This is a genomic window from Rhodococcus sp. 27YEA15, from assembly GCF_049739425.1.
Lineage (GTDB): Bacteria > Actinomycetota > Actinomycetes > Mycobacteriales > Mycobacteriaceae > Rhodococcus_F.
In genome coordinates, this window is the sequence record NZ_JBMHHW010000001.1 from 915,767 (window position 1) to 928,254 (window position 12,488).

Here is a 12,488-nt window from a genome sequence, read left to right on the forward strand (position 1 = left end):
CGAGGTAGCGCGGATGGACCCACTCATGCGTAACACGTTGGATGAGTCCACCAGTCCGTACCTGCGCCAGCACGCCGATAATCCGGTCCACTGGCAGCAGTGGGGCAGCGCCGCGATGGAATGGGCTCGTGAGCGGAATGTGCCTGTTCTGTTGTCGATCGGATATTCGGCGTGTCATTGGTGTCACGTGATGGCGCACGAGTCCTTCGAGGACGCTGACGTCGCGGCGATCATGAACGCGAACTTCGTGTGCGTGAAGGTCGATCGGGAAGAGCGCCCGGACATCGACGCCGTCTACATGAATGCGACTGTGGCCATGACAGGTCAGGGCGGCTGGCCGATGACGTGTTTCCTCACTCCGGACGGTGCGCCGTTCTATTGCGGTACGTATTATCCGCCGACGCCGCGTAGTGGAATGCCTTCGTTCACACAGCTTCTCGAAGCGATAGCGGATACCTTCACCAATCGGCGCGACGACGTCGATTCTGCGGCTCAGTCCATCGTGGCGGAGTTGACGCGGGCGTCGGGAGGAATGCCGTACGGTGCGATACCGGTCGATGCCGCGCTGCTCGATATCGCCGCCCGCGCGATACTCGGTGACGAGGACGTCCCGCGCGGTGGATTCGGTGGTGCCCCCAAGTTCCCGCCGTCGGTGTTGCTGGAGGGGTTGTTGCGGCAGTTCGAGCGGACCGGGTCGGCTGGTGTGCTCGGTGCTCTGGAGCGCACTGCGGAGGCGATGGCGCGTGGCGGGATCTACGACCAATTGGGTGGCGGATTCTCGCGTTACTCGGTCGACGCCGAATGGGTGGTTCCGCATTTCGAGAAGATGCTTTACGACAACGCATTGCTGCTGCGGTTCTACGCGCATCTGGCTCGTCGCACCGGATCGGCGTTGTCCACCCGGATCGCGGTGGAGACGGCCGGATTCCTGTTGGCCGATCTGCGCACCGAGAACGGATGTTTCGCCTCGGCTCTCGATGCCGATACCGCAGGCGTCGAGGGCCTGACGTACGTGTGGACACCTGAAGAACTCGTGGACGCGCTCGGTGTCGAGGACGGACGGTGGGCTGCGAAACTGTTCGAAGTCACGGAGTCGGGGACATTCGAAGAGGGCGCGTCGGTCCTGCAACTTCTCGATGATCCGGACGACTGGTCTCGGTGGCGCAACGTGTGCGACGCGCTGCGGCTGGTGCGTGGCACACGTCCGCAACCAGGGCGCGACGACAAAGTGGTGACGGCATGGAACGGTCTGGCGATCACCGCGCTGGTCGAAGCTGGTGTGGCGCTCGGGCGCGGCGAGTGGATCGATGCCGCCGCCGAATGTGCCCGTGCTCTGTTGGACCTTCACCTGGTGGACGGTCGGCTGCGGCGAGCATCGTTGAGCGGTTCGGTCGGTGAGTCAGCCGGTGTGCTCGAGGATTACGCGAACCTCGCAACCGGGTTGTGCGCATTGGGACAGGCCACGGGCGATCACCGCTGGATCGAGGACGCGCAGCAACTGCTCGATGTGACCCTGCGCCACTTCGCCGACCCGGCTGAACCTGGAAGCTGGTTCGACACTGCCGATTTCGCGGAATCTCTGGTGACCAGGCCACGTGATCCACTCGACGGTGCGACGCCGTCCGGTGCGGCAAGCGTCACCGAGGCATTGCTGACGACTGCTGCACTCGCCGATCCCGCTCATTGCGCGCACTATGCGCAGGCGGCCGCGGATTCCCTGGCGCGTGCCACGCTGGCACTCGAACGGGCTCCACGTTCGGCCGGTCACTGGCTTGCGGTGGCCGAGGCGTCGTTGAGCGGACCGATCCAGGTGGCGGTCGTGGGCGGCGGCGAACTGCTCGACGTTGCCAGGCGGCTCGCGCCGGGCGGTGCCGTCGTTGTCGGTGGCGAGCCGGATTCGTCACCGCTGCTGGCCGATCGGCCGCTCGTGGACGGGGAGCCCGCCGCGTACGTGTGTCGCGGTTTCGTGTGCGAGCGTCCCGTCACCGATCTGGTTGCGTTGGCGTCGGCCCTCGTACCGACCAGTTGACGGGTGCGGTCGGCGTCAGGGCTTGGCGTGTCGTTTCCCGAGCATCCAGCGAGCGATCTTCATCTCGCGTGCTTTCCGCTCGATGGTCGGCAGGTTCAATGGTGCGTTGAAGTTTTGCACCGTAAGTGATTTGACGATGCTGAATTCGCGCCGCCCGTCGGCCCACACTTTTCCGGTCAGTTGAAGACGACGAGCCACACCGCAATGTAGTGGCAGATTGCTGCGACGACGGTAGCGGCGTGGAAGAACTCGTGATGCCCGAAGGTGGTGGGCCACGGATTCGGCCATTTGGTGGCGTAGAGGACAGCGCCGACGCTGTAGAAGATTCCCCCGATCAGCAGCAGCACCATCGGTGCTACACCGACCTGGTGGATCAGCTCGCCGACCACGGGGACTATTGCCCACCCCAGCAGCAGATAGAGGGGCACCCCCACCCATTTCGGCGCGGTAGGCCACAACATTTTCAGCGCGACGCCCGCCAGCGCCCCGGCCCAGACGATCACCAGGATGACTGTGCCGGTGTGAGAAGGCAGGCCGAGCATCGCGAACGGGGTGTAGCTGCCGGCGATGAAGAGGAAGATCATCGAGTGATCGGCGCGCTTCATCCAGGTGCGTGCGTCGACGGTTTTCCACTGGATACGGTGGTAGGTGGCGCTGATTCCGAAGAGACCGCAGATGGTGATGCTGTAGATGGCAGTGGCCCATGCTGCTTTGGCTCCCACCTGGGCACCGGCCACCGACACGAGTACGGTGCCGGCGACGACGGAAACTCCGACCGCCCACAGGTGAATCCATCCGCGCATGCGCGGTTTGACCGGAAGTTCGGCGAGCCCGAATGCCGTCACGTGCAACCCCTCTCCTGCCGTGTCATGGCAGATCGCGGAACCTACGGTCCCGTAAGTTACGTCCTGGTAGCTTATCTCACCTGCGAGTTGTCCACGTGAACTGATTGCGTGACGGCTGTCGCAGCGCCGGTATCGGCCGGGCGTACTCTTTGACACCATGGTGATGTCACGGTGAATCTGCGCGGACTGCTGTACAGCATCTACGAGCGTCGACTGCTCAGTGACCTGAACGGGCTGTCACACCCGAGGCACGTAGCGGTGATGTGCGACGGCAACAGACGGTGGGCGCGCGAGAACGGCTTCACGGACGTCAGTCACGGTCACCGAATGGGTGCACTCAAGATCGCTGAACTTCTCGAATGGTGTGACGCCGCCGGCATCGAGATGGCGACAATTTATCTGCTCTCCACCGAGAACTTGCGCCGTGAACCGGAAGAGTTGGACACTCTCCTCGAGATCATCACGGACGTCGTCGAAGAGATATCCGGTCCGGGTAAGAACTGGAGCGTGAAAATCGTCGGCGCGCTGGACCTTCTTCCGGCCGATCAGTCTCGGCGACTGCGGGAGGCGGCTGCCGGAACCAGCGGCCGCACCGGCACCCACGTCAACGTGGCGATCGGATACGGCGGTCGTCAGGAAATTGCCGACGCCGTGCAATCGCTCCTGCGAAAGAAGATCGAGGAGGGTATCGGCGTGGACGATCTCGTCCAGTCGGTCACCGTCGACGAGATAGACGGGCACCTCTACACCTCGGGTCAGCCCGATCCGGACCTGGTGATCCGGACCTCGGGGGAACAGCGGCTCTCCGGATTCCTGTTGTGGCAGAGCGCCTATTCGGAGATCTGGTTCACCGAGGCGTACTGGCCGGAATTCCGTCGCGTCGACTTCCTCCGAGCGTTGCGGGACTATGCGGCCCGTCACCGTCGGTTCGGTGCGTAGCCACCTGATCGGTGTCTAGAGTTTGCGCAGTCGGAGTCGATTGATGGTGTGATCGGCGTCTTTGCGCAGCACCAGGGTCGCTCGGGGCCGGGTCGGCAGGATGTTCTCCACCAGGTTCGGATGGTTGATCGAATTCCAGATCCCTTTCGCGGCGATCGTCGCGTCGTGGTCGGACAGATCCGAGAAGTGATGGAAGTGCGCGTTCGGATTGGCGAAGGACGTCTTGCGCAAGGCCAGGAAACGTTGGATGTACCAGGCCTCGATGTCCTCGATCCGGGCGTCGACGTAGATCGAGAAGTCGAAAAGATCCGAGACCATCAGCCGTGGTCCGGTCTGCAGGACGTTGAGGCCCTCGATGATGAGAATGTCCGGTTGCCGGATCAGGTGATACTGGCCGGGGATGATGTCGTACGAGGTGTGTGAGTACACGGGCGCGGCAACCTCTTCGGCGCCGGACTTCACCTCGGTGACGAATCGCAGTAGTTTGCGCCGGTCGTAGCTTTCGGGAAAGCCCTTGCGGTGCATCATTCCTCGGCGATCGAGTTCCTTCGTCGGATACAGGAATCCGTCCGTGGTGACCAGGTCGACACGGGGATGGTGTTCCCACCGTGCCAGCAGTGCCTGCAGCACGCGAGCGGTGGTCGACTTTCCGACCGCCACGGATCCGGCCACGCCGATGACGAACGGCACCTGCCGATCGGGATGCTTCTCGCCGAGGAACGTCGCGGTGGCTGCGAACAGTCGTTGGCGCGCTGCCACCTGGAGATGGATGAGACGGGCCAACGGTAGGTAGACCTCGGCTACTTCGTCCATGTCGATCTGCTCGCCGAGGCCGCGCAGCCCGTACAGCTCGTCTTCGGTCAACACCAGCGGCGTCGACTTTCGCAGCGTCCGCCACTGCTTACGGTCGAACTCGATGTAAGGACTCGACTCGTTGGTGCGCGCCATCAGGCAGTCTCACCCGTACAGCCGGCCGCGGCAACCCGGTCGACAATTGAGCTGTGCAAGCGAGCCAGGCGCGAGTGCGCACGATCGAGGTGCATAGTCGGATTGTGCTTGGTACAACGCCGCGGACTTTCGTCGGGTCTGGTTCTGCGTCGAACAGCTAGGCTTGCGTGTTATGGATTCCGACACACTTGTTCGCCGATACCTGCTGCTGGGCCTGGGTTTCGACCGGCTCGAGGATGGTTTCGTCGATGCATTCACCGGCGATCCGGCCCTGCGTCGGCAGGTGGAGAACGCTCCGACTCCCGATCCGCGTGAACTCGCCGCGACCGCGGCGCAACTACGCACGGAGTTGCCGGGAAGCGACCTGTCGGCCGAGCGGGCGCAATTCATCGACGTACACCTGCGTGCGCTGGAATGTTCGGGCCGCAAATTCGCGGGTGCGGACATCGGGTTCGTCGACGAGGTACAGGCGTACTTCGACGTCCGGATCGAGAAAGGCAACGAGGACGACTACAGCGACGCGCATCGACGGATGGGCGAGGTTCTGCCAGGTCCCGGTCCGCTGGCGCAGCGAGTGGCCGAGCACAGAAAACTGGACGAGATTCCGGCCGCCCGGCTGAACGAGTGTGTCGACGCCATCTCCAGTGCGCTGCGGGACCGGGTCCGTAATGTCTTCCCGCTGCCGGCGTCGGAGACCGTGGAGTACGAAGTGGTGGGGGACAAGCCGTGGTCCGGGTTCAACTACTACCTCGGTGACTACCGTTCCAAGGTCGCCATCAACTCCGATCTGCCGCAGTTCATGGCCAACCTGCCCCGGCTGATCGCCCACGAATCCTATCCAGGGCACCACACCGAACACTGCCGCAAGGAAGCCGGACTGGTCGGCACCGGGCAGCTCGAGCAGACGTTGTTCCTGGTCAACACGCCGCAGTGCCTGATGGCTGAGGGGCTGGCGGATCTGGCACTCGAAGCGATCGTCGGACCGGACTGGGGGCTGTGGGCACAGGAAATCTATGCAGACCTCGGCCTGGCATTCGACGGTGCCACCGCGCAACGGTTGTCGGCGGCGTCGGGTCAACTTCTCGGCGTGCGTCAGGACGCTGCGCTGATGTTGCACGACGAGCGCCGAACCGAGGACGACGTCGCGCAGTTCCTGCAACGGTGGTCGCTCTCTACACCGGAGCGGGCGCGCCAGTCGTTGAAGTTCCTGTCCGCACCGCTGTGGCGGGCCTACACCAGCACGTATGTCGAGGGTTACCGTCTACTCGGAGGTTGGCTCGGCGAAGTCCCGGTTGGCGTAGAACGCACCGATCGCTTCCGCCGACTCCTCGACGAGCCACTGGTGCCGAGTTCCTTGCGATAGCTCCTGTACCGAGTGGAGAACCCCGGGACGAAGTTCGTAGACTGGTAGTACTCGTTACCGCATCCAGCTTGGAGAATCTTCGATGACCGCTGTGCCCGGCTCCGACCTCAACACCGCCCCGCTCGCCGAACTCGATCCAGAGGTCGCCGCAGCGATGGCCGGTGAACTGGCTCGTCAGCGCGACACCCTCGAGATGATCGCGTCGGAGAACTTCGTTCCCCGCTCGGTTCTGCAGGCTCAGGGCAGCGTCCTGACCAACAAGTACGCCGAGGGGTACCCCGGTCGCCGCTACTACGGTGGCTGCGAGCATGTCGACGTCATCGAGGACCTCGCCCGCAACCGCGCCAAGGAGCTGTTCGGTGCCGAGTTCGCGAACGTACAGCCGCACTCGGGCGCACAGGCCAATGCAGCAGTGCTGATGGCGCTGATGAACCCGGGTGAGAAGCTGCTCGGCCTCGATCTCGCCCATGGCGGTCACCTCACGCACGGCATGAAGCTCAACTTCTCCGGCAAGCTCTACGACGTGGCGTCCTACGGTGTCAGCAAGGAAGATCACCGGATCGACATGGACGAGGTGCGCGCCATCGCCCTCGCCGAGAAGCCGAAGGTCATCGTCGCCGGCTGGTCGGCATACCCGCGTCAGCAGGACTTCGCGGCGTTCCGTGCGATTGCGGACGAGGTCGGCGCGTATCTGTGGGTCGACATGGCGCACTTCGCCGGGTTGGTGGCTGCCGGTCTGCACCCGTCGCCCGTTCCCTACGCGGACGTCGTCTCCTCCACCGTCCACAAGACCCTCGGTGGACCCCGCTCCGGTCTGATCCTGGCGAAGAAGGAGTGGGCCAAGAAGCTCAACTCCGCTGTCTTCCCAGGCCAGCAGGGTGGACCGCTCATGCATGCCATCGCAGCCAAGGCGGTCACCTTCAAGATCGCGGCAGGCGAAGAATTCAAGGACCGTCAGGCTCGCACACTGTCCGGGGCCCGGATCCTCGCCGAGCGTCTGGGTAACAAGGATGTCGCGGATCAGGGCATCAGTGTCCTGACCGGCGGCACCGACGTGCATCTCGTCCTTGTAGACCTGCGTAATTCCACACTCGACGGCCAGCAGGGCGAAGACCTTCTGCACGAGGTTGGAATCACCGTGAACCGCAACGCCGTTCCGTTCGACCCGCGTCCGCCGATGACCACCTCCGGCCTGCGGATCGGAACCGCTGCGCTCGCGACTCGCGGTTTCGGCGATGCCGAGTTCACCGAGGTCGCCGACATCATCGGAACCGCCCTTGCCGGTGGCGCAGACCTGGCAGCGCTGCGTGCCCGCGTCGCGAAGCTTGCTCTCGACGTCCCGCTCTACGACGGGCTCGAGGACTGGGGCCTGCTGAGCAAGAACGTCTAGTCGTACATATCGTTCGTCGCCCGGTCTGTCTTCACGACAGGCCGGGCCGATTTGTGTCACGACGGCCCGTCGGCCGATTTGTGGTATCGGTCACATGACCGATGGCGGGCTGGTCGGCGCCTTCCTAGCCTTGGGGCATTACCCCTCGGCGCTAAGGAAGTTCCATGACCGAACAGAATCTGCACTGGCTCTCCGCTACCGAGATGGCGGCAGCGGTGGCCTCGAAAACGCTCTCGCCCAACGATATTGCCGAGGCGATGATCAACCGCGTCGACGCGGTCAACCCGTCGATCAATGCTCTCGTTCAGTTCGACCGCGAGCAGGTCACCCGGGATGCGGCGGAGTTGGCGCGGCGTCAGGAGTCGGGTGAGAAGCTCGGACCGCTGCACGGCGTTCCGTTCACCATCAAGGATCTGACGGCGGTCGACGGTCTGCCCACCACGTTCGGGATGAAACCGATGGCGGGCAACGTCGCTACCGGTAATGCCGTGATCGTCGACCGACTCCGGGCGGCCGGCGGACTTTTCCTGGGAAAGACCAATACGCCCGAAAGCGGCTACTACGGCGGAACCGACAATCACCTGTACGGGCCGACGCACAATCCGTGGAAGCACGGACATAGCGCGGGAGGGTCGAGCGGCGGCGCGTCGGCAGCGGTGGCGGCCGGCATCGGGCCGCTGGCAGAGGGTAGCGACGGTGCCGGATCGGTGCGCATTCCGTCGGCACTGTGCGGCGTCGTCGGACTCAAACCGACCACCGGAGTGATTCCCCAGACCATTATGGCCGGTCGGTTCTACAACTGGGCATATCACGGCCCCATCACCCGCACCGTCGCCGACAACGCACTGATGCTCGACGTCATGGCGGGTCCGGACAACGCCGATCCGCTCTCGATCGAGCGCGTCGAGACGTCGTACGTCGAAGCGGCCAAAGGTGACGTGAAGGGACTGCGGGTGGCATGGTCGCCGAATCTCGGCCTCGGCCACGTCGATCCGGAAGTACTCGCCATCTGCGTCGACGCGGTGTCGGCGTTCGCGGACATGGGAGCGCACGTCACCGAGGCCACACCGGAGTGGGGTAATCCGTCTGAATCCATGTGGAACGGAATCTGGGTGCCGGGCTTCGCATCCGAGTACGACCTGTTCGACTGGGACAACCTGCGCGGTGAGGTCGACGACAACCTCATCGAGATCATGCGCGAGGCCGAGCGGCTCACCGGCGTCGATGTCGGCCGGGCCGATGCGTTCCGCGGCGCCATGTGGGACACGTGGACCACGTTCATGAACGACTACGACGTTCTGGTGTCGCCGACCTTGGCTTCGGCCACGTTCTCGCTCAGTCAATTCGCGCCGTCGTGGCTCGAAGGCGCGTCGCTGCGTGAGCAGTTGCTCGATTGGCTCTTCACCTACCCGTACAACATGCTCAACAATCCGGCGATCACGGTTCCGGCCGGTTTCACCGCCGACGGCCGACCGGTCGGCCTCCAGATTGCCGCTCGTCACCGTCAGGACGGGTTGGTTCTGCGGGCCGCAGCGAACCTGGAAGGCGTACGTCCGTGGGCGGACGAGAAGCCGTTGGAAACCTCGGTAGTGGCGTGAGCCAAATCCTGTGCTGCATTGGTGCGGGCTGCACTGGTGCGGGCTGGATTGGTGCGGGCTGGATTGGTGCGGGCTGGATTGGTGCAGGCTAGATTGGTGCGATGACCGTTGCCCCGTCCGATCGCGGCGACGAACCAGAGAGGTTCGCGTCGCGGTCTCCGGCCGTCGCAGCGTACGGAATCCTCGGAATGTGCGCACAGCGACTTCGGGAACGAGGCTTCGAGTACTCGGCGGCGGCAGTGACGTACCGTGATCCGGGCTCGGGCAGGCACCGGGCGTTGGCCAGTGCCGGATACAGTTCGCGGGTCCTCGACTATCTTCTCGACGACTTCGTCTCCGACCGCTATTTCGCCGTGGTCCGCGAGGCGTCGGGGGTTCCCGTGTTCTGGCAGGACGTTCCGCGTTTCGCACAGGCCGAGATGGTCACCGACGTGCTCCGACCGTCCGGATACGAAGAGGGGACATCGGTCGCACTGGGACATTCCGGTCGTGCGGTGGCCGGGGTGTTGCACATGAGCTTCGCCGACCCGGAGGTAGCCTCGCATGTCCGGGATCTGGTGCGCACATCCGGTGCCGCGTGTGACCGCGTTGTCGGCGATCAGTTGGCCCTCGAACGGGTTCACCTGAGCCCGAGGGAGCTTCAGGTGTTGCAACTGGTGGCCCGCGGCGCCGGCAATGCCGAGATAGCCGAGACGCTGTTCGTGTCCAGGCGCACGGTGGCAACGCACCTCGAGAACATCTTCGTCAAGACGGGAACCAATTCGCGAGTTCACGCCGCCGTCAGAGCCGTGGAGTGGGGCCTGATCGAGTCCTGAGTGACGTGAAATGACACGAGTGGCATTTTGTAACCTGGCGTTCATCCGGTGTCCGGCCCGTTCCGTGGCGAGAGTGCGCGATCCGCAGTAGCGTCGGCTGTAACGAGTAGTCAGAAGCTACTCGTACGGGAGGTTCTGATCGTGGCGCAAGGATTGACTACGAGAGGGCCGGCGCCCGGCCCTCGTGTCCCATGACACCAGAGCCGTCCGGTCCAGCGAGCTGAGTTTGTGCGGTGCCACAAACATAGGAGCCCAACGTGACTGCATCACGCTCCGTCTCTGCCCACTCGACCCGGGCCGATACAACGGCCGGGAAATCTTCGGGAGATGCACTTCGTACTTTTGTCCTGGATACCTCTGTCCTACTGTCCGATCCGTGGGCGGTGACCAGGTTCGCCGAACATCAGGTGGTTCTTCCGCTCGTGGTGGTCGGCGAACTCGAAGGTAAACGGCATCATCACGAATTGGGTTGGTTCGCCCGAGAAGCCCTCCGGATGCTCGACGACCTCCGGGTCGAGTACGGCCGTCTCGATCGTCCGGTTCCGATCGGCACCGAGAACGGTACATTGCAGGTCGAGCTCAATCACACCGATCCTGCGGTTCTACCGGTCGGATTCCGCACCGACAGCAACGATTCGAGAATACTCGCCTGTGCTCTCAACCTTGCGGCCGAAGGCCGGGATGTGGTTCTCGTCAGCAAGGACACGCCCTTGCGGGTCAAGGCAGGTGCCGTCGGGCTACCGGCGGACGAGTACCACGCCCACGACGTCGTACCTTCCGGTTGGACAGGCATGGCCGAACTCGATGTCGCATCGTCAGACATCGACATGCTCTTCGACGACGGATACCTCGATCTCGACGAAGCGCGGGATTTACCGTGCCATACCGGTCTTCGGCTCCTGGGGGGATCGTCCAGCGCTCTCGGGCGGGTGACCCCGGACAAGCGTATTCAACTGGTCCGCGGCGAACGAGAGGCATTCGGGCTGCACGGACGCTCCGCCGAGCAGCGGATTGCACTCGACCTGCTGATGGACGAAAGTATCGGCATCGTCTCCCTCGGCGGCAAAGCCGGAACCGGAAAGTCGGCGCTGGCGCTCACTGCCGGGCTCGAAGCCGTGCTGGAGCGGCGATCGCAACGCAAAGTGGTCGTGTTTCGTCCACTGTATGCCGTTGGCGGACAAGAACTCGGCTACCTTCCCGGTAGTGAGAGCGAAAAAATGGGCCCCTGGGCACAGGCGGTTTTCGATACACTCGACGGTCTCGCGTCGCCGGAGGTACTCGAGGAAGTGCTGGCACGGGGAATGCTGGAAGTGTTGCCGCTGACGCACATTCGGGGTAGATCGCTGCACGATTCGTTCGTCATCGTCGACGAGGCCCAGTCGCTGGAGCGAAATGTCCTGCTGACGGTGCTTTCCAGGCTCGGGACCGGCTCGAGGGTGGTGTTGACTCACGACGTCGCACAGCGGGACAACCTGCGTGTCGGCCGGCACGACGGCGTGGCCGCAGTCATCGAGAAACTGAAGGGCCACCCGCTGTTCGCGCACATCACCCTCACTCGGAGTGAGCGCTCACCGATCGCCGAGTTGGTCACCGAAATGCTCGAGGAGTTCGGGCCGATGTCCTGAAAATGTTCCCTCCCGTGCGGTTCGGACCGCACGGGAGGGAGCCGGTCAGTTTTCTGGTTCCAACGGGCCGAGTTCGGCCACCAGAACCTCTTGCACGACGCGCATTGCCGCCAACCCGGCCGGCGCACCGCAGTAGGCGCTCGCGTGGATCACCGTCTCCACGATCTCGGTGCGGGTCAGTCCGTTCCGAAGTGCGCCGCGCACATGGCCTTTGAGCTCGTTCTCGGCACGCAACGCGATCAGCATGCCCAGATTGATCAGACTGCGGCTTCGCCGGTCCAGCCCGGGCCTCGTCCATACCGATCCCCACACATTCGCCGTGACGAAGTTCTGCAGCTCCTCGCTGTCGGTTCCGCGACTGCGTTCGAATGCCGCATCGACGAAATCCGCGCCCATCACCTCGGTACGAACTTCCACGCCGGCGTCGAAAGGGGTGGGGGAGTTGTTGTCGGTCATCTCACTGCTCTCCGATCGAAGTGTCAGGCCGGAGCCAGCCTACTTCGCGGAACCAGACCGATCACAGCCCGGCCGAGAGCGAGCACTACTCCACGAGCGACGTCCCGCGCGCTGAAGTAGTCCCGCCACAGCGCGATTTTCCCGTCACGAAGTTCGAACGTTCCGCAGACCCAGAACTCGATTCGCAGCGGGCCGACAGTGAGTATGTCGGCTCGTTCGGTGAGGACCGTCCGCTCGTCACCGACGATGTTGCGCATCTCGGCCTCGAACTTCAGAGCCGGCCGCGTCACCAGCGTCAGCGCTCGGGCAATCTGTTTCTTACCGCGCAACGTGGGAAGTGAGACGTTCTCCCACACGATGTCATCGGTCATCAGGGCTGTTGCAGCGGCCACGTCGAAATCGGTGAGCGCGGCGAACATGGCTTCCACGGTGCGGACGGACGGCGTACTCATGGCGCTCCTTCGTCTGACGCTGCTGGTC

12 protein-coding genes are annotated in these 12,488 nt (G+C 63.8%); 7 read left to right on the forward strand and 5 right to left on the reverse strand.

The annotated features are described in order from the left end of the window. Positions 1–13: 13 nt before the first annotated feature. Positions 14–2,029: a thioredoxin domain-containing protein gene (locus ABH922_RS04285; RefSeq protein WP_424805745.1), complete on the forward strand. Its 2,016-nt coding sequence runs from the start codon at positions 14–16 to the stop codon at positions 2,027–2,029. 15 nt (positions 2,030–2,044) lie between these two features. Here ABH922_RS04285 and ABH922_RS04290 read toward each other — a convergent pair whose 3' ends face one another. Further along, positions 2,045–2,227, reverse strand: coding sequence for a hypothetical protein (locus ABH922_RS04290; RefSeq protein ID WP_424805746.1), 183 nt, complete (start codon positions 2,225–2,227; stop codon positions 2,045–2,047). Then, positions 2,206–2,874 (reverse strand): PAQR family membrane homeostasis protein TrhA, encoded by a 669-nt coding sequence (trhA, locus tag ABH922_RS04295; protein WP_424805747.1) that lies wholly within the window; start codon positions 2,872–2,874, stop codon positions 2,206–2,208. Before trhA ends, ABH922_RS04290 begins: the two co-directional genes overlap by 22 nt. A gap of 171 nt (positions 2,875–3,045) precedes the next feature. Here trhA and ABH922_RS04300 point away from each other — a divergent pair, with 171 nt between their 5' ends. Beyond that, positions 3,046–3,813: an isoprenyl transferase gene (locus ABH922_RS04300; protein WP_424805748.1), complete on the forward strand. Its 768-nt coding sequence runs from the start codon at positions 3,046–3,048 to the stop codon at positions 3,811–3,813. A 15-nt stretch (positions 3,814–3,828) separates the two neighbouring features. On the opposite strand, the gene coaA is transcribed toward ABH922_RS04300, so the two are convergent. Then, positions 3,829–4,761: a type I pantothenate kinase gene (coaA, locus tag ABH922_RS04305; protein WP_424805749.1), complete on the reverse strand. Its 933-nt coding sequence runs from the start codon at positions 4,759–4,761 to the stop codon at positions 3,829–3,831. A 172-nt stretch (positions 4,762–4,933) separates the two neighbouring features. Here coaA and ABH922_RS04310 point away from each other — a divergent pair, with 172 nt between their 5' ends. From ABH922_RS04310 to ABH922_RS04330, 5 genes are all read left to right on the forward strand, one after another. Beyond that, positions 4,934–6,124: a DUF885 domain-containing protein gene (locus tag ABH922_RS04310; protein ID WP_424805750.1), complete on the forward strand. Its 1,191-nt coding sequence runs from the start codon at positions 4,934–4,936 to the stop codon at positions 6,122–6,124. Positions 6,125–6,206: 82 nt separating this feature from the next. Continuing rightward, entirely contained in the window at positions 6,207–7,514 is a 1,308-nt protein-coding gene (gene glyA / locus ABH922_RS04315) for a serine hydroxymethyltransferase (RefSeq protein WP_424805751.1), read from the forward strand. A gap of 164 nt (positions 7,515–7,678) precedes the next feature. Continuing rightward, positions 7,679–9,112, forward strand: coding sequence for an amidase (locus ABH922_RS04320; protein ID WP_424805752.1), 1,434 nt, complete (start codon positions 7,679–7,681; stop codon positions 9,110–9,112). Positions 9,113–9,213: 101 nt separating this feature from the next. Further along, complete coding sequence (locus ABH922_RS04325) at positions 9,214–9,927, forward strand: response regulator transcription factor (protein WP_424805753.1); 714 nt, start codon at positions 9,214–9,216, stop codon at positions 9,925–9,927. Between the two features lie 257 nt (positions 9,928–10,184). Then, positions 10,185–11,552, forward strand: coding sequence for a PhoH family protein (locus ABH922_RS04330; protein ID WP_424805754.1), 1,368 nt, complete (start codon positions 10,185–10,187; stop codon positions 11,550–11,552). A 45-nt stretch (positions 11,553–11,597) separates the two neighbouring features. Here the strand turns inward: ABH922_RS04330 and ABH922_RS04335 are convergent, their stop codons facing one another. Then, positions 11,598–12,008, reverse strand: coding sequence for a carboxymuconolactone decarboxylase family protein (locus ABH922_RS04335; protein WP_424805755.1), 411 nt, complete (start codon positions 12,006–12,008; stop codon positions 11,598–11,600). Positions 12,009–12,031: 23 nt separating this feature from the next. Next, positions 12,032–12,460 carry a limonene-1,2-epoxide hydrolase family protein gene (locus tag ABH922_RS04340; RefSeq protein ID WP_424805756.1) on the reverse strand — a complete coding sequence of 143 codons (429 nt, stop codon included), beginning with the start codon at positions 12,458–12,460 and terminating at the stop codon, positions 12,032–12,034. Between the last annotated feature and the right edge of the window lie 28 nt (positions 12,461–12,488).

What these genes read in the sequence shown, in the direction of transcription:
- glyA (WP_424805751.1), top strand. Translation starts at nt 6,207, where the DNA reads ATGACCGCTGTGCCCGGCTCCGACCTCAACACCGCCCCGCTCGCCGAA.
- ABH922_RS04325 (WP_424805753.1), top strand. Translation starts at nt 9,214, where the DNA reads ATGACCGTTGCCCCGTCCGATCGCGGCGACGAACCAGAGAGGTTCGCG.
- ABH922_RS04340 (WP_424805756.1), bottom strand. Translation starts at nt 12,460, where the DNA reads ATGAGTACGCCGTCCGTCCGCACCGTGGAAGCCATGTTCGCCGCGCTC.
- ABH922_RS04335 (WP_424805755.1), bottom strand. Translation starts at nt 12,008, where the DNA reads ATGACCGACAACAACTCCCCCACCCCTTTCGACGCCGGCGTGGAAGTT.
- ABH922_RS04310 (WP_424805750.1), top strand. Translation starts at nt 4,934, where the DNA reads ATGGATTCCGACACACTTGTTCGCCGATACCTGCTGCTGGGCCTGGGT.
- ABH922_RS04285 (WP_424805745.1), top strand. Translation starts at nt 14, where the DNA reads ATGGACCCACTCATGCGTAACACGTTGGATGAGTCCACCAGTCCGTAC.
- coaA (WP_424805749.1), bottom strand. Translation starts at nt 4,761, where the DNA reads ATGGCGCGCACCAACGAGTCGAGTCCTTACATCGAGTTCGACCGTAAG.
- ABH922_RS04320 (WP_424805752.1), top strand. Translation starts at nt 7,679, where the DNA reads ATGACCGAACAGAATCTGCACTGGCTCTCCGCTACCGAGATGGCGGCA.